Origin of the sequence: Cnuibacter sp. UC19_7 (assembly GCF_042699995.1) — a bacterium.
Lineage (GTDB): Bacteria > Actinomycetota > Actinomycetes > Actinomycetales > Microbacteriaceae > Cnuibacter.
Genome location: NZ_CP170560.1, coordinates 1767706 through 1786327 on the forward strand (window position 1 = coordinate 1767706; position 18622 = coordinate 1786327).

The 18622-nt window shown below is 71.2% G+C and carries 19 protein-coding genes and 1 tRNA gene; 14 read left to right on the forward strand and 6 right to left on the reverse strand.

The genetic code is table 11. The features are described 5' to 3' along the window. Window positions 1–151: 151 nt before the first annotated feature. From ACFJGV_RS08270 to ACFJGV_RS08300, 7 genes are all read left to right on the forward strand, one after another. On the forward strand, window positions 152–2638 hold the full coding sequence (locus tag ACFJGV_RS08270; protein WP_378148238.1) for a phosphoketolase: 2487 nt from the start codon (window positions 152–154) through the stop codon (window positions 2636–2638). 177 nt (window positions 2639–2815) lie between these two features. Then, window positions 2816–3034 carry a YtxH domain-containing protein gene (locus tag ACFJGV_RS08275; protein ID WP_378148239.1) on the forward strand — a complete coding sequence of 73 codons (219 nt, stop codon included), beginning with the start codon at window positions 2816–2818 and terminating at the stop codon, window positions 3032–3034. Between the two features lie 10 nt (window positions 3035–3044). Then, window positions 3045–3254 carry a hypothetical protein gene (locus tag ACFJGV_RS08280; RefSeq protein WP_378148241.1) on the forward strand — a complete coding sequence of 70 codons (210 nt, stop codon included), beginning with the start codon at window positions 3045–3047 and terminating at the stop codon, window positions 3252–3254. After that, window positions 3254–3601 (forward strand): hypothetical protein, encoded by a 348-nt coding sequence (locus ACFJGV_RS08285; RefSeq protein WP_378148242.1) that lies wholly within the window; start codon window positions 3254–3256, stop codon window positions 3599–3601. The genes ACFJGV_RS08280 and ACFJGV_RS08285 overlap by 1 nt, the downstream gene beginning before the upstream one ends. 62 nt (window positions 3602–3663) lie before the next feature. Then, the gene (locus ACFJGV_RS08290; protein ID WP_378148244.1) at window positions 3664–3834 is read left to right on the forward strand and encodes a hypothetical protein; all 171 of its coding nucleotides are present in this window, start codon (window positions 3664–3666) and stop codon (window positions 3832–3834) included. Window positions 3835–3925: 91 nt separating this feature from the next. Beyond that, a tRNA-Arg gene (locus ACFJGV_RS08295) sits at window positions 3926–3999 on the forward strand. A gap of 179 nt (window positions 4000–4178) precedes the next feature. Continuing rightward, the gene (locus ACFJGV_RS08300; protein WP_378148246.1) at window positions 4179–4550 is read left to right on the forward strand and encodes a YbjQ family protein; all 372 of its coding nucleotides are present in this window, start codon (window positions 4179–4181) and stop codon (window positions 4548–4550) included. A gap of 97 nt (window positions 4551–4647) precedes the next feature. Here ACFJGV_RS08300 and ACFJGV_RS08305 read toward each other — a convergent pair whose 3' ends face one another. After that, window positions 4648–5859 (reverse strand): IPT/TIG domain-containing protein, encoded by a 1212-nt coding sequence (locus ACFJGV_RS08305; protein ID WP_378148248.1) that lies wholly within the window; start codon window positions 5857–5859, stop codon window positions 4648–4650. A 138-nt stretch (window positions 5860–5997) separates the two neighbouring features. Here ACFJGV_RS08305 and budA point away from each other — a divergent pair, with 138 nt between their 5' ends. Further along, window positions 5998–6735 (forward strand): acetolactate decarboxylase, encoded by a 738-nt coding sequence (gene budA / locus ACFJGV_RS08310; RefSeq protein ID WP_378148250.1) that lies wholly within the window; start codon window positions 5998–6000, stop codon window positions 6733–6735. Window positions 6736–6855: 120 nt separating this feature from the next. Here the strand turns inward: budA and ald are convergent, their stop codons facing one another. Further along, the gene (gene ald, locus ACFJGV_RS08315) at window positions 6856–7965 is read right to left on the reverse strand and encodes an alanine dehydrogenase (RefSeq protein WP_378148252.1); all 1110 of its coding nucleotides are present in this window, start codon (window positions 7963–7965) and stop codon (window positions 6856–6858) included. A 134-nt stretch (window positions 7966–8099) separates the two neighbouring features. On the opposite strand from ald, the gene ACFJGV_RS08320 reads away from it, so the two are divergent. Next, window positions 8100–8633, forward strand: coding sequence for an Lrp/AsnC family transcriptional regulator (locus ACFJGV_RS08320; RefSeq protein WP_378148253.1), 534 nt, complete (start codon window positions 8100–8102; stop codon window positions 8631–8633). A gap of 162 nt (window positions 8634–8795) precedes the next feature. Here ACFJGV_RS08320 and ACFJGV_RS08325 read toward each other — a convergent pair whose 3' ends face one another. The 3 genes from ACFJGV_RS08325 to ACFJGV_RS08335 are packed head-to-tail and all read right to left on the reverse strand — an operon-like array spanning window position 8796 to window position 11716. Next, window positions 8796–9275: a nucleoside deaminase gene (locus ACFJGV_RS08325; protein ID WP_378148254.1), complete on the reverse strand. Its 480-nt coding sequence runs from the start codon at window positions 9273–9275 to the stop codon at window positions 8796–8798. After that, window positions 9272–10648, reverse strand: a complete 1377-nt coding sequence (locus tag ACFJGV_RS08330) for a hypothetical protein (RefSeq protein WP_378148255.1) — start codon at window positions 10646–10648, stop codon at window positions 9272–9274. The genes ACFJGV_RS08325 and ACFJGV_RS08330 overlap by 4 nt, the downstream gene beginning before the upstream one ends. Window positions 10649–10696: 48 nt before the next feature. Next, the gene (locus ACFJGV_RS08335) at window positions 10697–11716 is read right to left on the reverse strand and encodes a LacI family DNA-binding transcriptional regulator (protein WP_378148257.1); all 1020 of its coding nucleotides are present in this window, start codon (window positions 11714–11716) and stop codon (window positions 10697–10699) included. Window positions 11717–11979: 263 nt separating this feature from the next. On the opposite strand from ACFJGV_RS08335, the gene ACFJGV_RS08340 reads away from it, so the two are divergent. The 5 genes from ACFJGV_RS08340 to ACFJGV_RS08360 all read left to right on the forward strand — a co-directional run bounded on the left by ACFJGV_RS08340 (window position 11980) and on the right by ACFJGV_RS08360 (window position 17683). Then, a complete protein-coding gene (locus ACFJGV_RS08340) occupies window positions 11980–13044 on the forward strand; it encodes an ABC transporter substrate-binding protein (protein ID WP_378148258.1) in 1065 nt (354 codons plus the stop codon). A 100-nt stretch (window positions 13045–13144) separates the two neighbouring features. Beyond that, window positions 13145–13984, forward strand: a complete 840-nt coding sequence (locus ACFJGV_RS08345) for an ABC transporter ATP-binding protein (protein ID WP_378148260.1) — start codon at window positions 13145–13147, stop codon at window positions 13982–13984. 1 nt (window position 13985) lies between these two features. Continuing rightward, window positions 13986–15713, forward strand: a complete 1728-nt coding sequence (locus ACFJGV_RS08350) for an ABC transporter permease (RefSeq protein ID WP_378148262.1) — start codon at window positions 13986–13988, stop codon at window positions 15711–15713. An 84-nt stretch (window positions 15714–15797) separates the two neighbouring features. Beyond that, window positions 15798–16496 (forward strand): purine-nucleoside phosphorylase, encoded by a 699-nt coding sequence (gene deoD, locus ACFJGV_RS08355; RefSeq protein WP_378148264.1) that lies wholly within the window; start codon window positions 15798–15800, stop codon window positions 16494–16496. Further along, a complete protein-coding gene (locus ACFJGV_RS08360; RefSeq protein ID WP_378148266.1) occupies window positions 16493–17683 on the forward strand; it encodes an adenosine deaminase in 1191 nt (396 codons plus the stop codon). Before deoD ends, ACFJGV_RS08360 begins: the two co-directional genes overlap by 4 nt. Before the next feature lie 166 nt (window positions 17684–17849). On the opposite strand, the gene ACFJGV_RS08365 is transcribed toward ACFJGV_RS08360, so the two are convergent. Continuing rightward, a complete protein-coding gene (locus ACFJGV_RS08365) occupies window positions 17850–18602 on the reverse strand; it encodes a creatininase family protein (protein WP_378148267.1) in 753 nt (250 codons plus the stop codon). Window positions 18603–18622: the final 20 nt, after the last annotated feature.

An 18622-nucleotide genomic window follows, 5' to 3' on the forward strand; every position in this document is an offset into this window, starting at 1 on the left:
GCTCCGGCGGTACCTTTCGACGGCCATCTGGCGCGGCCGAGGCGGAGGAGGGGCTCACGACGCGCCTGACCCTCCCGGCCCGGCACCGCGCACCGCGGTGTTCATCGCGCCACCCCTGTTCAGGACACCGCCGCGTTCCTAGGCTGAGACCATGGGACGGGTCACGAAGCAGCAGAAGAAGCAGCAGCAGGATCACGACGGCGAGACGGCTCCCGTCCCGCTCGAGGCGGTCGACGCCTGGTGGCGCGCCGCCAACTACCTGAGCGTGGGCCAGATCTACCTCCTCGACGATCCGCTGCTCGAGCATCCGCTCACCGTCGACGACACCAAGCCCCGGCTGCTCGGCCACTGGGGCACCACGCCCGGCCTCAACTTCATCTGGGCGCACCTCAACAAGCAGATCGTCGAGCGCGACGCCGACGTCATCTACCTCGCGGGCCCCGGGCACGGCGGCCCCGGCGTGGTGGCCAACGCCTGGCTCGATGGGACGTACTCGGAGCTGTTCCACCACATCCCGATGGATGCGAAGGGCATCGGACGACTGTTCCGCCAGTTCTCGTTCCCGGGTGGCATCCCCTCGCACGCGGCGCCCGAGACGCCGGGCTCGATCAACGAGGGAGGTGAGCTCGGCTACTCGCTGGTGCACGCGTACGGCGCGGTGCTCGACAACCCCGGGCTCATCGCCGCCTGCGTCGTCGGCGACGGCGAGGCCGAGACCGCCACCCTCGCCACGAGCTGGCATCTCAACAAGTTCATCAACCCGGTGACGGATGGCACGGTGCTGCCGATCCTGCACCTCAACGGCTACAAGATCGCGAACCCCACCATCCTCGCGCGCATCCCGCAGGAGGAGCTCGCCGCGCTCTTCACCGGCTACGGCTACTCCCCGCGGTTCGTGGAGGGCGGCTTCGACGGCGAGGACCCGATGGCCGTGCACGAGCGCTTCGCCGCCGTGCTCGCGACGGCGCTCGACGACATCGAGCGGATCCGCGACGAGGCGGCCGCCGCCTCGGCCGACGGCAGCGAGTTCACGCGCCCGGCCTGGCCGATGATCGTGATGCGCACGCCCAAGGGATGGACGGGCCCGAAGGTGGTCGACGGGCTCCCGGTGGAGAACACCTGGCGAGCGCACCAGGTGCCGCTCGCGGGGCTGCGCGACAACCCGGAGCACCTGCGCCAGCTGCAGGAGTGGATGGAGAGCTACCGTCCGCACGAGCTGTTCGACGAGGAGGGCCGCCCCACGGCCGCGCTCGAGCCGAACCGGCCGAAGGGCGACCGGCGGATGAGCGCGAACCCGCACGCCAACGGCGGGCTGCTGCTCAAGGCGCTCGACCTTCCCCCGCTCGACGACCTCGCGGTCGACGTGTCGGAGGGGCGTGGCACCATCGCCGAGCCCACACGTGTGCTCGGGAAGTGGCTGCGCGACGTGATGTTCGCGAACCCCGACGACTTCCGCCTCTTCGGCCCGGATGAGGTGGCCTCCAACCGCCTCGACGCCGTCTACGAGGTGACCGACAAGGAGTGGGCGGCCGAGGTCCTCCCCGTCGACGAGCACCTCGCGCCGCGGGGCCGGGTGATCGAGATGCTGAGCGAGAACCTCGCCCAGGGCCTCCTCGAGGGCTACCTGCTCACCGGACGCCACGGCCTCTTCACGTCCTACGAGGCGTTCATCCACGTGGTCGACTCGATGTTCAACCAGTACGCGAAGTGGCTCGAGTCGAGTGCCGAGGTGGAGTGGCGGCGACCGGTCGCGTCGTTCACCTACCTGCTGTCGTCGCACGTCTGGCGCCAGGATCACAACGGCTTCTCGCACCAGGACCCGGGATTCCTCGACCACGTCGTCAACAAGCGGGCCAGCGTCGTGCGGGTGTACCTGCCGCCGGACGCGAACACGCTGCTCGTCACGGCGGAGCACTGCTTCGCCACCCGCGACTACGTGAACGTGATCGTCGCGGGCAAGCAGCCCGGCCCCACCCTGCTCTCGCTCGAGGAGGCCCGCGCCCACGGCGCCCGCGGCCTGTCGGTGTGGGAGTGGGCGGGCACCGAGGTGGAGGGGCTCGAGCCCGACGTGGTCATCGCGGCCGCCGGCGACATCCCGACGCTCGAGGCGATGGCCGCCGCGCAGATCCTGGCGAGGGAGATCCCGACCCTGCGCATCCGCTTCGTGAACGTCGTCGACCTGATGCGCCTGCAGGACGAGCGGGAGCACCCGCACGGCCTCTCCAGCGACGCGTTCGACGAGGTGTTCACGAAGGACAAGCCGGTCATCTTCGCGTTCCACGGATATCCGTCGCTCATCCACCGGCTGACGTACCGACGCACGAACCACGCGAACATCCACGTGCGCGGGTTCAAGGAGATGGGCACGACGACGACCCCGTTCGACATGCTCATGCTCAACGACCTCGACCGGTTCCGCCTGGTGATGGACGTCGTGCAGCGCGTGCCGTCGCTGCGGGTCGCCTACGCGGGCTTCAGCCAGCGGATGGAGGACGAGCGGATCGCGCACCGCGCGTACACTCGGGCGCACGGGGAGGATCCGGCCGACGTCGCCGGCGTGGCGGGCCTGCCGTTCGCGCTCGAGCTGCCCGACCAGCCCACCGAGTCGGACACGGGCGCCGACAACGCCCCGCACTGACCTCCGCGCGTGCGGTCTTGTGAAGAATGCAGGGGATGAGGGCCTTCGAACCGCAATCGTGGACGAAGCCCCTGATCCCCTGCATTTTCTCCGCCACCCCGTTGCGGGTCGCGCCGTGAGCGCCACGATGGAGGGAGGCGCACCGCGCGGGTGCGTCGCAGAGACGGAAGGTGCACCGTGAACAAGATCCTCATCGCCCTGGCATTCGGCGCCGGCTACGTGCTCGGAGCGCGCGCGGGACGGCGGCGGTACGAGCAGATCCGCGACAAGGCGCAGCAGGTCTGGAACGACGACCGGGTGCAGGATGCCGTGCACAAGGCCACCGACGGCGTCGAGAAGGCCGCGTCCTCGGTCGCGTCGAAGGCCACCGACGCGATCAAGAACGCCCGCTCCTGAGGTCGGACCCATGAGCACGACGATCCCCGGACCGGACGACGGCGACGACGTCCTCGACGCCGACGACGCCGCACACGAGGTGTCGTCGGCGTCGACGGTCGACGCGCCCGACGAGGAGCGGACGGTCGACTTCGTCGACCCGGACGAGCCGGGCGAGCCGGTCGACGCCGAGTCCGACCCCGAGCTGGAGGGCCGCGGTCCCGCCGAGGAGGTCGGCTGATGGCCATCCGCCTCAACAAGCCGGCGCTCGAGCAGGCGCGCAGGATGGTGCGGTCGGGCGACGTCGTCCGCGACGAGCGCGACGACTGGAGCGAGGCCGCACCGTCCGCCGCCGAGGAGAACCGCTTCATCGAGCAGCACGGCTGGACCGAGTACTCGCACTGGCATCTGGGCATCGACGACGACGAGTCGCCGGAGACCAAGGGCCGATTCAGCTTCCCCTACGGCGACTTCTCGAAGGTGCGTCGAGGCGGCGTGATCTCGCTCGAGAGCCGGGCGGGCCAGTACGACCACGCCGAGATCGAGGAGGCGGCGAAGAAGCTGCTCGAGCTGATCGACGAGGGCTGAGGGTTCCCTGCGCTCGGGCGCGTCATGAGCCGGATGTCGGTGGGTGTTCGCACAATGGACGCATGCGAACCTACGAGATGTGCGAGCGGTGCTTCGGCACCGGAGCCGACCCGGTGCAGCCGTTCGCGGAGGCACCCGACGACATCACCTTCTGCATCGAGTGCTACGGCGAGGGTTGCATCGAAGCAGTGGCTGAGGCCGCCGCCGAGCGCGAGCTGGCTCGCGCGAGCTGACCGCCCGGCGGGCCACCCCTGACGAGTCCGTTCGAGACCGCCCGCAGAACGTGCTAGTCTTGATTGTCCGCCGCGAGAGCGACCGGAAACTGCGCCCTTAGCTCAGCTGGATAGAGCGTCTGACTACGGATCAGAAGGCCAGGGGTTCGAATCCCTTAGGGCGCACACTGTGTTGAGACAGTGCACGAAGGCCCCGAGCGTCAGCTCGGGGCCTTCGTCTCTTCCCCGCTGATCTCCCTCTCACTCTTCTCCCGGCAGGGTCATAGGCTCGTCTTGGCGGGACCACGGAGGATCGGTGCCGCAGCGCACCCGCGCATCCGCATCAGCACACAGGGGAGCCGAGAATGTTCGTCGTCACCACCAATGACGTCCCGGGGTATCGCATCACGCAGGTGTTCGGAGAGGTCATGGGCCTGACGGTCCGGTCGGCCAACTTCGGCCAGAACTTCACGGCCGGCTTCCGCTCGCTCGCCGGTGGCGAGATGCCCGAGTACACGAAGGTCATCTACGAGTCGCGCTGGGAGGTCATGCAGCGGATGTGGGCCGAGGCTCAGCAGCGCGGCGCGAATGCCGTCGTCGCCTTCCGCTTCGACTCCGGCTCGATCGGCAACTTCACCGAGTTCTGTGCCTACGGCACGGCCGTCGTGCTCGAGCCGATCGACGCCACCGCCCCCGCCGCGCCGTCTCAGGCGGGCACGTCGCAGCCGGGGACCTGAGCTCCGCTCCCTGGTTCATGATGAAGGCCCCGAGCATCCGCCCGGGGCCTTCATCATGCAGGTCGCGTCACCGGCTCGCGCCGCCCGCGCCGACGCGTCAGGCGCGGCGTCGGCGCACCGCGGCCGTGGCGAGGAGCGCGCCGAGCCCGAGCGCGAGCACACCCGCACCGAGGCCGAGCGCCGGCACCGGGTCGGCGCCCGTCGCGGCGAGCTTGCTCGTGCCAGAGCCGGTCGCCGATGCGGGATCGGCCGGCTTCACGGGAACGACCGGCGCCACGTACGTGTACTGCAGGGACGCGCTGACCGCGGCCGAGGAGGTGGCGGTGACGGTGACGTCTCCGGCGACGTGCGCGGGCGTCGTGACCGTGAGCGACGTCCCGGTCGGGTCGATCGCGACGATCGTCGCGGGCACCCCGTCGAACGTCACCGTGGTGCCGGTGGTGAATCCAGCGCCGGTCAGGGTCACGGTCTCGCCGCCCGCGGTCGATCCGGTGGCGGGGCTGATCGCCGAGAGCGACAGCGGCACGGGCGTCAGGCACGAGGCACCCGCGAGCACCAGGTTCGCGACGACCTTGGCCGGCACCGCCTCCTCGTTCGCGGTGCCCTCGAAGAGCGTGCCCTCGATCGAGAGCTGCGCGGCGAGGGCGATCGAGGCGGCTCCATCCTCGCTCGTCTCGCGGAGTTGCCCGATCTGGATCTCGAGGTCGATGCCGCTGAGGTCCTGCACATCGGTCGGGTCGGCTCCGACCTGCACCGCTGATCCGAGCGGCTGGGATGCGGCGTAGCCCTGCGGGAGCGCATCGAGGTCGACGGGAATGTCGAAGACCGTGAGACCGGACGTGTCCAGGGTCGCCTGACCGTCCTGCCCGACGAAGCACCGGGTTGCGGCCGATGCGTTCGCCAGCCCGACCACGCTCAGGCCGAGGAAGTCGAGTGACGTGCCGGACACGGAGCTCGCCGCCTCCGAGACATCTGGGCTGGCCAGCACGGCGCTCGAGACGGAGGCCGCGGTCAGGCTTGCGAGACCGGGGACGCCTGCGTCGAGGAGCGTGACGTTCGTGTTCTGGGAAGCGTCCTTCTGGCCCACCTCGACATCGAGCACCCCGAAGGCGCTCTGCTGCTTGTAGACGAGGAAATCACCGAGGGTGACGTCGACCTGGGCAGCCGCACCGACCGTCGAGGCGTCGCCGAGGCCGACGACCGGCAACGGGTCAGCGGAGGCGGAGCCGGCGATGAGGAGGGTCGAACCCCCGACGAGCACGGCGGCGGTCGCGGCGGCGACCACCCTCGAAGACAGACGTGACAGCACGGTGGATCCCCCCAGAAGAGCGTGCCCGCCCTCGTCGGCATGGCAACGCTCTCAGGTTATCCGAAGGTTCGCATCCCGTCGACTGGTATCCGCTCCCAGGGTCGACGGATCGGCGCGCCTGCTTGGTACTGTCGCAGCGTGACGAGAGCGGCCATCCGACCCGGGGCGACCCTCACCCAGTTCTCCGTGATCGAGGCGCTGATGGTGGGCGACTACGACGGCGTCTTCCCCGTGCGCGATGCGTTGCGGTACGGCGACGTCGGCATCGGGTGCACCGACCGCATCGAGGCCGAGGTGGTCGTGCTCGACGGGCGGCCGTGGCAGTGCCGCAGCGACGGCAGCTGCCGACCGCTCGATCCGAATGCGCTGCTCCCCTTCGTCGAGATGTGCCACCTCGATCCGGAGGCGGTGCCGCATCCGCTCGAGGAGATGGCACACGACGGACTGGCCGCCGCCGTCGACGGCGCGCTGGCGAGCCGCAACCACTTCCACGCGATCCGGGTGGATGGGGAGTTCTCGCGGGTGAGGATCCGCGCGACGCCCGCGCAGACGCCGCCGTACCGTCCGCTCGCCGAGGTGGCGAAGGAGCAGGTGGAGCACGAGCTCGTCGGCATGACGGGCACTCTGATCGGCTTCTGGTCGCCGAGCATCTACCAGGGCATCACGGTCGCGGGCCTCCACCTGCACTTCCTCGCCGCCGACCGCAGCACCGGCGGGCACGTGCTCGACGTCGTGACGACCCGCGGCACGATGCGCGTCTCCGCGTACGCGGACTTCGATCTGCGACTGCCCGAGTCGGGTGCGTTCCTCGGCTCGTCCCTCTCGGGGGACCTCGACGAGGAGATCGTCGCCGTCGAGGGCCGCACCGCCCACTGACCCCGGCGTCCGCACGTGGCCCGTGCAGGGCAGGGCTTTGTCCACCTTTCCGTCGCCAATCGCGCGAAAGGCGACGGAAACCTGGACAAACCCCGCCACTACGGGCGCGCGGCCGGCGCCCTACAGGAGCGCGCCGAGGGGGGTGAGCTCGAAGCGGGGGAACGCGGCGGCGGTGGGGCCGTGGGTGAGGCGGCCGTCGACGGTGGAGACGGCGGACGCGAGCGCGGGGTCGCGATCGACGGCGCCGCGCCAGCCGAGGTCGGCGAGCCGCACGACGTAGGGCATCGTCGCGTTGGTGAGCGCGGCGGTCGAGGTGGCCGAGACCGCGCCGGGCATGTTCGCCACGCAGTAGAAGATCACGTCGCCGACGCGGTAGGTCGGGTCATCGTGGGTGGTCGGATGCGAGTCCTCGAAGCAGCCGCCCTGGTCGATCGCGATGTCGACGAGCACCGAGCCCGGGCGCATCCGCAGAGCGAGGTCGTGCGAGACGAGCTTCGGCGCAGCGGCGCCCGGCACGAGCACGGCGCCGATCACCAGGTCGGCGTCGAGCACGCTCCGCTCGATCTCGTACGCGTTCGAGACGACGGTCTTCACGCGGCCGGCGTAGACCTCATCGAGATGGTGGAGCCGCGGGATCGACAGGTCGAGCACGGTCACGTCGGCGCCGGCGGCCACCGCCTGCTGCACCGCGTTCGCTCCCGCCTGCCCGCCGCCGATCACGACGACCTTCGCCGGGCGCACGCCCGGCACCCCGCCGAGCAGCACACCCCGCCCGCCGCGGCTGCCCATCAGGTGGTATCCGCCGACGAGCACGGAGAGGCGGCCGGCGACCTCGCTCATCGGGGCCAGCAGCGGCAGCGACCCGTCGGCGAGCTGCACCGTCTCGTAGGCGAGCGCGGTGGTGCGCGAGGCGAGCAGCGCCTCGACCAGCGACTCGGCCGCCGCGAGGTGGAGGTAGGTGAACAGCAGCTGCCCGTCGCGCATCCGCCCGTACTCGGGCTCGATCGGTTCCTTCACCTTCACGACCATCTCCGCTGACCAGGCGCTGTCGACGTCGACCAGGCGGGCGCCCGCCGCCTCGTACTCCGCGTCGGGGATCGACGACCCCAGACCCGCACCGTGCTCCACCAGCACCTGGTGGCCGTGGCGGACCAGCTCGAAGACCCCGGCGGGCATCATCGACACCCGGTTCTCGTTGTTCTTGATCTCCTTCGGGACACCGATGAACATCCGCAACTCCTGCTCTGGATTCGGTCAGACGCTCGAAGTATGCCGCTCTGGACGTTCCGTGTCAGCGGATCCGCATAAGATTCGGTGGAGCGGCACTCGGCCGCTCATGATCCGAACAGGATGCGGGGCGCACGATGGCAGCTGAACCGCCCCACCTCGACGAGACCGACGAGCGCATCGTCTGGGAGCTCACCCGCGACGGACGCCTCAGCAACAAGGACCTCGCCGAGCGCATCGGCGTCGCCCCCTCGACCTGCCTGGCGCGGGTGCGCGCGCTGCGCGAGGCCGGGGTCCTGCGGTCGTTCCACGCCGCACCCGATTGGGATGCGCTGGGCCTGCCCGTGCAGGCCATCGTCGCCGTGCGTCTCAAGGCGCAGGCGCGGGCGCAGATCCGCTCGTACGCGCAGCGGGTGGTGACGCTGCCGAACGTGCTCAACGTGTTCTTCCTCGGTGGGGCGGACGACTTCTTCATCCACGTCGCGTGCGCGTCGACGTCGCAGCTGCGCGACTTCGTCGCCGCCGAGCTGAGCATGGACGACTCGGTCGCCTCGACGCAGACCAACATCGTCTTCGACCACCTCTCGGGCATGGAGCACATGGCCGAGTCGGGCAGCTGGCGCGACGTCCGCGCCGCCATCCCCTCCGTCGGCCCCGCCCGCGTGCGCTGAGCGCGGCCCGGTCGCGCGGGCGGGTGCGCGCCTCAGACTCTGGTTTGCGCTGACACTTTGGCGTCTCGCGGGGTCGATGGGGGCGCGAGACGCCAAGCAGGGCGCGAAACCGTGGGTGATCTGCGGACGGGCGGGCAGCGGGAGCGGGGCGCGAGTGGGGCGTCAGCGCCAGAAGTGGGCGTGGACCGCGGTGGCGGCGGGGAGGGGGACGGGGCCGACGACCTCGACGGGGTGCGACGCACGCGCGTAGAGCTCGCGCGCGGGGAGCGCGAGGGAGGGGGCGGCGGAGTCGGCGGGGAGGAGTTCGATGAGGGCGGCGCCCGAGAGTGCGAAGACGATGCGCGGGATGCCCGCCCAGAAGATCGCGGCGGCGCACATCGCGCACGGCTCGGTGCTCGTATAGAGCGTGGCGGTGCCGCGCTGGGCCTCCGTGAGCAGCCGACCGGATGCACGCACCGCGTTGGTCTCCGCGTGTCCGGTGGGGTCGTGGTCGGTGACCACGGAGTTCATCGCCTCGACGACCGTGCCGTCGGCCGCGACGACGACCGCGCCGAACGGGTGGTCGCCGCGGTCGCGGGCCGCCTGCGCGAGCTCGACCGCTCGCTCGAGGTGGGCGATCTCCTGCGCGGAAGGCTCGGTCACGACTCGACTCCATCCTCCGACAGGACGGGAGATACGCCCGCCGGCCGCTGCGCCACCTCGAGGATCGCGAGCACCACCACGGCGAGCACCAGCGTCCACACGATGAGCCCGGCGGAGAGCGGCCGCACGAACAGCACCACCGCGGCGGCGATCACCGCGACCGCGACCCGCAGCAGAAGCCTCTGCCGGTGCATCCACGTCCCGACCGCACCCGTCGTGAGGCCCGCCCGCTCACCCGCGCGGCGGACCGCATCCGCCCCGCTCGCCGCGAAGCGCCGCAGCCGGCGCGGCACGGGGAACGGCCCGCCGAGCCAGCCCACGACGGCGACTGCGATCCCGAGCACCAGCACGGCGACGGCGGTGCCCTCCATGCTCTGGGTGAGCGTACTGAAGACCGTCGATGCCACGGCCGCCGGCATGATCGACGGCGACACCGAGGCCGTGAACACCGACGCCCCGACGGCGAACCCGACGATCACCACGAGCATGGCCACCGCGAGCGCCACCGCCGCCGCGAGCAGCGCGACGCTGCGCCGGCGCGCGACGACGACCCCTGCCGCGAGGAACAGCAGCGCGATCCACGGCAGCCACGCCCCGGCACTCACCGCGAGACCGTAGAAGGCCTGGACGGTGGGGAGCGAGGTGTCCTGCGCGATCGTGACCGTGTAGTCGACGGCGGGGATCGCCGAGGCGAAGGTGAGTCCCTGGTCGATGAGCAGCTGTCGCACCTGCGCGATGATGGGCGCCAGCTGGATCCCGATCGAGCCGTCGGACGCGACCGCGAGCACGGCATCCCGATCGCCCTGCATCGTCGCGATGAGCTGCTGATGACTGGCGCGCAGGGCCTGCTCGAAGACCTGCGCGAACGCGTCCGACGACACGAACCCCTGCACGCTCGACCGCACCAACGAGGTGATGCCCTGCGCCGCAGGGCCCGCCAGAGCCTCGAGAGCCCGGGTCGCGGCGGGGCCGGTGCCGAGGGAGGTGATGCCGTCGACGACGTCGGAGGTGATCGCGGGGATGTCGAGGTTCTGCTGGATGACCACCATCGTCTGGTCGGTGATGAACGTCTGCACGCCCGCATCCCGGGCGAGCGGTGCGTAGGTGGCGACGAAGCCGTCGGTGTCGGTGAGCTGAGTCTTCGCCCACCCGGCGACGAGGCCCGCGGGGGCGAGCAGGGCGCCGATCAGCACGAGCACCACCGAGAGGAGCACCCACCCCCACCCGCGACGCGTCCGCGTCGACAGCGGCTCGGCCCGGGCAGGAGCGGCGAGCGCGACCTCGGCGGCGGCGACCGAGTCGCGCAGCCGCGCGTTCTCCGCCTCGAGCGCCAGGATCCGCCGCTGCAGATCCGCGTTGGTCAGCCGAGCCATGGCTCCCCCTCCGTCAGGCCGAATCTAGCGGATGGGACGGGCCGGGGCTCAGACCGGAGCGGGCGCCGTGCTCCCCCGGAGGACGAGCTCGACGGGCAGCGACACCGACCCGGCCGACGTGAGCTCGGTCCGCCCCTCGAGACCCTCGATGAGCAGCCGCCCCGACCGGCGTCCGATCTCGAGCATGTCCTGCCGCACCGTGGTCAGCCCCGGCGTCACCACCGCAGCCATGTCGACATCGTCGAACCCCACGACCGACACGTCCTCGGGCACGCGGATGCCGGCCTCGCGCAACCGCTGCATGGCGCCGATCGCCATGAGGTCGTTGCATCCGAAGAGCGCCGTGAACCGCACGTCCTGGGCGAGGAGGTCCGAGACCAGGTCGTAGCCCGAGCGCAGCTCGAAGTCGCCGTAGAGCACGAGCGCGTTCGGGAACGACTCGCGGATGCCCTTCACGCGTTCGATCTGCGACTTCAACCCGGCGTATCCGCTGAGGATGACGGCACGGGTGTGCCCGAGCGAGGCCAGGTGGCGCCCGATGTCCTGGGCCCCGACGTAGTTGTCGCTCGTCACCGAGGGGAGCCCGTCGAGCGAGGGGATCGCCTCGTCGGCGAGCACGACGGGCGACTTCGAGGCGAGCTTCACGAGCTCCTCGGTGGGCGTCATCTCGCGGGAGGCGGTGTAGACGAGCCCGTCGATGAGGCGCGTGCGCAGCATGTTGAAGTACCGCTTCTCGCGACGGGGGTCGGAGTTCGAGGTGCTCGCGACGATGACGCCGTAGTCGAGCTCGTCGGCCGCCTCCTCGACGCCCCGGGCGATCCGTCCGAAGTACCAGTGCGAGACGTCGGGCACGGCGAGCCCGATGATGCGGCTGCGGCCGGTCTTGAGCCGCTGGGCGCCGGAGTCGGGTACGTAGCCGAACTCGTCGATCAGGCGGCGCACCCGCTCGGCCGTATCGGGGCGCACAGGGCGCTTGCCGGAGATCGTGTGCGACACGGTGGTGACGCTGACGCCCGCGGCCGCAGCGATCTGCTGCATGGTCCAGGGGCGCTGCCTCGAGTCGGTCACACCGCACACTGTAGCCGAGCCGCGGCGGCGCGGAGGCGCCTCCGCAAATCGAGTTGCGCCACGCTCTCACGGCTCCTCCCCCGCGCACGCGAGGGGCGATGCGACGCGTTACACAGCGTTTACATCGCGAAACGGTTCAGAAACAGAGGCCCCGTAACGTCGACGGCAAGCATCGTGCAAAACGGTTTGCAGCACCGGACCCGATCCGGCGCGATGCGGCACCTCCCCTTGCAGCACGTCCTCACCTCACGTCAAGGAGAACCATGACCATCCGCATCCCCCGCCGCAGAGCCGCCCGAGCCACCGTGCTCGCCGCCGGCGTCGCCGCGATGCTCGCCGCCGTCGCCGGCTGCTCCTCGTCGAGCGCGAGCGACGCCACCTCGACCGACGGCGGCTCGCTGACCCCGCTCACCCTGCAGACCTCGTGGATCCCGCTGGTGCAGTTCGGCGGAAGCTACGTCGCCGACAAGGAGGGCTACTACAACGCGAACGGCGTCGACGTGGACATCCTCCCCGGCGGACCGGACGTCGACTCGATGGCCGCCGTCGCGTCGGGCCAGGCCGACATCGGCATGGGCAACGCCGACACCGTCGCCCGGGCCAACGAGCAGGGCGCCGACCTCGTCATCATCGCCGCGGGCTTCCAGAAGAACCCGCTCGCGATCCTGTCGAGCCCCGACAACCCGATCAAGACCCCGAAGGACATGGAGGGCAAGAAGATCGGCGTGCCGTCGGGCGATGAGGCCGCCCAGTCGGCCCTCGTCGACTACAACAAGCTCGACGCGTCGGCGATCACCAGCGTCCCGGTGGGCTTCGACGTCGCTCCCCTCGTCTCGGGCGAGGTCGACGGACTCTGGGTGTTCTACACCGAGCAGCCCATCGCCTACGAGGAGAACACGGGCAAGGCCGGTGTGACGATGCTCACCGCCGACTACGGCCTCGACATCTACGCGCAGGTCTACGCCGTGCAGCGGGCCTCGCTGCAGGACGACACCAAGCGCGCCGCGATCGAGGGCTTCCTCAAGGGCGAGATCGAGGGCTGGCAGGCCTACGTCAAGGACCCGACCGAGGCGGTCGACCTCACGGTCAACGACTACGCCAAGGACGGCGGCCTCACCATCGAGGAGCAGACGAAGCAGGCCCAGCTCCAGATGGACCTGCTCGTCACCCCCGACACCGAGGAGCACGGCCTGCTCTGGCTCTCGGATGACGGCATCTCGAAGAACCTCGCCACCCTGAAGGCGCTCGGCATCGCCGGAGCGGACGAGTCGCTCTTCGACACCTCGGTGCTGCAGGACGTGTACCAGGGCAAGAACACCGTCGGCTGACACAGACCGAGCGGCGCGGGGCTCCCTCCAAGGCCCCGCGCCGCTCCTCCTCTTCACTCCCCGCACCCCGCTCCCCATCGCGACACCCCGGAGGCACACCGTGGACGGATCCGGCTTCACCCTCACCAACCTGACCAAGGTGTACTCGTCGAAGCGCAGCGACGTGCTCGCGCTCGACGACGTCTCGCTCGCCGTGCCGCAGGGCTCCTTCACCGTGCTGCTCGGCCCCTCCGGATGCGGCAAGTCCACGATCCTGCGCATCCTCGCCGACCTCGAGTCGTACTCGGCCGGCGAGGTCTCGATCCACGGTGAGACCCCGGCCGCGGTGCGCAAGGCGCACCGGCTCGGGCTCGCGCTGCAGGACCCGTCGCTCCTGCCCTGGCGGAGCGTCCGCGACAACATCCGCCTCCCCGGCCAGGTGATGCGCACGCCGATCCCGAAGGACCGGGTCGACGACCTCATCCGCCTGGTGGGCCTCGAGGGGTTCGCCGACTCGCGCCCGTCTCAGCTCTCAGGCGGGATGCGCCAGCGTGTGGCGATCGCCCGTGCCATCGCCACCGAGCCCGAGATCCTCCTGCTCGACGAGCCGTTCGGCGCGCTCGACGAGATCACCCGGCAGCGGATGAACGAGGAGCTGCAGAAGCTCTGGTCGGCCTCGAGCGCCACCGCCCTGCTCGTGACGCACTCCATCTCGGAGGCGGCGTTCCTCGCCGACCGGGTCGTCGTCATGTCGCCCCGCCCCGGCCGGATCGTCGGCGAGATCACCATCGACTTCCCCCGGCCGCGCCGACGCGAGCTGCTCTCGACGGGCGAGTTCCACGCCGTCTGCGACCAGCTGTCCGCGATGCTGCACGCCGGCACCGAGGACGACGCCGACGACCTCGTGTCGGATGGCGAGCTCGCGGGTGCCACCGCGGGCGCGGCCGGATCGGCGGCCTGACGTGAGCACCGCATCCGTCACGGGCTCGTCGCCCGGCGCGAGCACCGTGTCCGGCACCGCCGCGGGGCTCGGCTCGGCGCCGGACACGGGCGATCGCGCCGCGCTGCGCGCCGCCGCCATCGCCACCGAGCGCGCACGTTCGCGCCGCGGCGCCAGCCGAGGCGCCGTCAACGGCTGGGTCACCACGGTCGTCGTCTCGATCGCGCTGCTCGTACTGTGGGAGGTGGCGGCCGACCTCTGGCTCACCCGGCTCGGCGTCATCGCCTCGCCGAGCGCGATCGTGCAGAGCCTCATCGCGGATGCGGGCACCTACGCGAACAACTTCACCGCCACCGCGTGGGTCGCGATCCGCGGCTGGTTCTGGGGGAACCTGCTCGCGATCCTCGTCGCCGTCGTCTTCGTGCAGGTGCCCGCCTTCGAGTCGCTGTTCCTGCGCCTCGCGCTCACCCTGTTCTGCCTGCCGCTCGTGGCCGTCAACCCGCTGCTGCAGCTCACCTTCGACCCCGACACGGCGAAGGTCGTGCTCACCTCGCTCGCCGTGTTCTTCACCACCCTGGTCGGCACGATGCTCGGCCTGCGGTCGGCGGATGGCGGACCGCTCACGATGGTCACCGCCTGGGGCGGGGGCGGTCTGTCGAAGCTGCGGTTCGTGCGGTTCCCGTCCGGGATCCCCGCCATCCTCACCGGCCTGCAGATCGGCGCCGCGGCGGCCGCGCTGGGCGCGATCTTCGGGGAGTTCATCGGCGCCAAGTCAGGGCTCGGCGTGCTGCTCATCAACGGGCTCATGGGGCTCAACCTGCCGCGCGTGTGGTCGGTGGCCGTGCTCGTGACCCTCATGGCCGCGGTGCCGTACGGGCTGTTCGGACTGCTGCGCCGCTGGCTCACCCCCTGGTCGGCCTCGATCTCGAACGCGCAGGCCGCGACGCCCTCGACCCGAGGCTCGGCCTTCAGCCGCTTCGCGACCGCGGTGGCCTGGACGATCGGCTCGATCGTCGTCATCCTCCTCGCCTGGTGGGCCTACCTCCTCGTCTTCCACATGTCGCCGTTCGTGGGCAAGTCGCCCGTCGACGTGTTCCAGTACCTGTTCGTCAGCGAGGAGGCTGCGGCGAACCGAGCCGAGCTCGGCGAGGCGCTGGGCGTGACGCTGGTGCACGCCGGCACGGGATACGTCGCGGGGCTCGTCATCGGCATCGCGATGGCGGTGGCGTTCGTCACCGTCCCCGTCGTGGAACGTGTGCTCACCCCGCTCGCCGTGGCGCTGCGATCGGTGCCGATCATCGTGCTCATCCCGGTGCTCATCCTCGCCCTCGGGCGCGGGCTGGGCGGCGTGGTCGCGATCACCGCGATCGTCACGTTCTTCCCCACGCTCGCCAACGTGCAGGGCGGCCTGAAGCGGGTGCCGTCGGATGCGTTCACCCTCATGCGCTCGTACGACTCGTCGGTCTGGAGCAACCTGTGGCGGGTGCAGCTGCCCTACACGCTGCCCGCGATCTTCGCGTCGGCGCGGATCGCGGCGCCCACGGCCGTGCTCGCGGCCACGCTCGCCGAGTGGCTCGCCACCGGCGACGGGCTCGGGCACACCATCGTCACGTCGCGCTCGCACTCCGATTACACGCAGCTGTGGGCGGCGGCCGCGCTCCTCACCGCGGTGTCGCTCGTGTTCTACAGCCTGGTGAGCTGGGCGGAGCGCGTCGTGCTGCGCCGCTTCGCACCCTCACAGGTGGGCTGAGCGAGCCGGCGCCGCGCCCGCGCGTGCCGGCACGCGCCTCCGTCACCACCCGCATCCGCACCCGGTCACCTCGGAAAGGACCCCATGGCCACCCCTCACATCTCCGCCGAGCCCGGCGACTTCGCCCCCGACGTGCTCATGCCCGGCGACCCCCGCCGCGCGAAGCTCATCGCCGAGACCTTCTTCGACTCGCCCCGCCTCGTCACCGAGGTGCGCGGTATCCTCGGCTACACCGGCACCGTCGAGGGCCGACCGGTCTCGGTGCTGGCCTCCGGGATGGGCATCCCCTCGCTGTCGATCTACGCCACCGAGCTGGCCCGGCACTACGGGGTGAAGCGGATCATCCGCGTCGGCACGATCGGCGCGCTGCAGCCGTGGCTCGAGCTCGGCGACGTGATCGCCGCCTCCAGCGCGCACACCAACTCGTCGCTCACCTCGGGCTGGGTGCCCAGCGTCACGTTCAGCCACGCGCCGAGCTTCTCACTGCTGCGGAAGGCGGTCGAGTACGGGGAGGAGTCGGGGAAGACCATCCACGTCGGTCCGCTGTTCACCACCGACCAGTTCTACAACCCCGACACCACGGTCGTGCCGAAGCTCATCGAGTACGGCACGCTCGGCGTCGACATGGAGGCGGCCGGGCTCTACGCCGTCGGCCTCAAGGAGGGCTTCGAGACGCTCATGGTGGGCACGATCAGCGACAAGCCGGGCCAGGACATGACCGCCGCCGAACGCGAGACCACGTTCGCCGACATGGTGTCGTTCGGGCTGGCGGCGTTCCGGTGAGCGGCTTCGCGTCTCCCGGGTTCCGGCCGGAGGGGTACCCGCGCTGGGCCGAGGCGGAGGAGCCGTGGATCGACTTCCCGAAGGTGACGCTGCACGACCACCTCGATGGATCGCTGCGGCCCGAGACCCTGCTCGAGCTCGCCGCCGCCTCCGGTGTCACGCTGCCCTACGACGACCCGGACACGCTCGCCGCCTGGTTCATCGGCGACGTCACCGAGCCGCAGGTCGCGCACTGGGACGAGAAGTTCGGCCTCACCACGGCGGTCATGCAGACCGAGGAGAGCATCGTCCGCGTGGCACGGGAGTGGGTCGTCGAGGCGGCCGCCGACGGGGTGGTCTACGGAGAGGCGCGCTGGGCGCCCGAGAAGCACATCCTCGGCGGGCTCCCACTCCGTGTCGCGGTCGAGGCGGTGGCCGCCGGGCTCGCCGAGGGCGAGGCGATCGTCGCCGCGGCGGGCGGACACATCCGCGCGCGCCAGCTGCTGTGCGGGATGCGCTCGTCGACGCTCAGCTTCGAGATCGCGCGGCTCACGGTCGACACGTACGGCGAGTGGGGCGGCAGCGTTGCGGGGTACGACATCGCGGGGCCGGAGGACGGGTTCCCCGTGCGACAGCACCTCGACGCGTTCACCCTGCTCGACCGCGAGGGTGTGCCCTACACGATCCACACCGGGGAGGCGGACGGCGAGCACAGCGTCTGGGAGACCGTGCACCTGGCACACGCCCTGCGCCTCGGCCACGGCGTGCGGATCATCGAGGACGTCCGCCTGAACGGCCGCCCGCTCTCGGTGCTCACCGCCGTGCGCGACGTCGCCGCCGCCCGCGCCGGGTCCGGCCCCGCGTCGCTGACGCTCGGCCGCACGGCGCAGTGGGTGGTCGACCGGCGCATCCCGCTCGAGGTGTGTGTCTCGTCGAACTCGAAGGGCGTGGTCGACGGCATCGAGAACCACCCCGTCGAGCTCCTCCGCGAGCTCGGGTTCACGGTCACGATCAACCCCGACAACCGCCTCATCTCGATGATCTCGATCAGCGCCGACTTCCGCCGCATCGAGCAGCAGTTCGGCTGGGGCGTGCCCGAGTTCGAGGCCGCCGAGCTCGCCGCCGTCGAGGCCGCCTTCCTCTCGGGCCCCGAGAAGCGCGCCCTCGCCGCGGAGGTGAAGGCGGCGATCGCCGCCTTCACGCGCTGAGCCGGCGCCCGCCCCGGCGAGCGCCGGCGCCCGCCCCGCGCCGGTTCTCCGTCGCCGATGCCGTCACTTCGACACCGATTCCGCCGAACCCCCGCCCTAGGCGGCGGACTTGCGGCGAATCGGTGTCGAGGTGACGGAGAGGTCGTCGCTGCACCCGCGCCCGGCGTCAGCCGAGGCGGGCGACGAAGTCCGCCAGCACCTCCAGGGAGCCCGCCACCGTGGCGTCGAGGAGGCGCCGGCCGGTCTCGGGGGTGGCGGCGGTGGGGTCGCCGAAGACGCCCGAGGGCGAGAACGGGTGCAGCTGCATCGGGGTGGTGCCGAAGTCGCCCGGGAACGACGGGTAGACCGCGACCGAGCGCTCGGGGTGCACGAGGGTGCCGTCGATGGCGAGCATCATCGAGGTCTCGAGCTCGTCGGCGTGGTTGAGGCCGGGGGCGGCCGACTCCGTCGTGCGCACCTCGGTGGCCGCGGCGTCGAGCCCGGGGTAGTCGAGCGCGACCGCGGGGAAGCCCTCCTGCAGCAGCGTGCGCACCGCGCCGTAGAGCGGCGTCCGGTTGCCCCAGTCGCCGTTCACGATGACGAGCCCCGACGCGGGTGCGGGCGACGCGGCCAGAGCACGACCGATGTCGAGCGCGATCGCGGCCACGGTCGACGCCGAGAGCGACACCGTGCCGGGGTAGCCCGCGTTGTTCCACGTGTCTCCGTACGGCACCGCGGGCAGGAGCACCGCGTCGAGCGCGAGGGCGATGCCGCGCGCCACGTGCACCGCCTGGAACGTGTCGGTGCCGAGCGGCAGCTGCGGCCCGTGCTGCTCGAGCGCCCCGAAGGGCAGCACCGCGAGCCGCGACGGCGGCGCGGCTCCCGGCCGCCCGAGGTGCTCGGCCACGTCGGTCCAGGGTGTGCGCTCCGCTTCGATCACGAGTCCATCCTCCCCGAGCG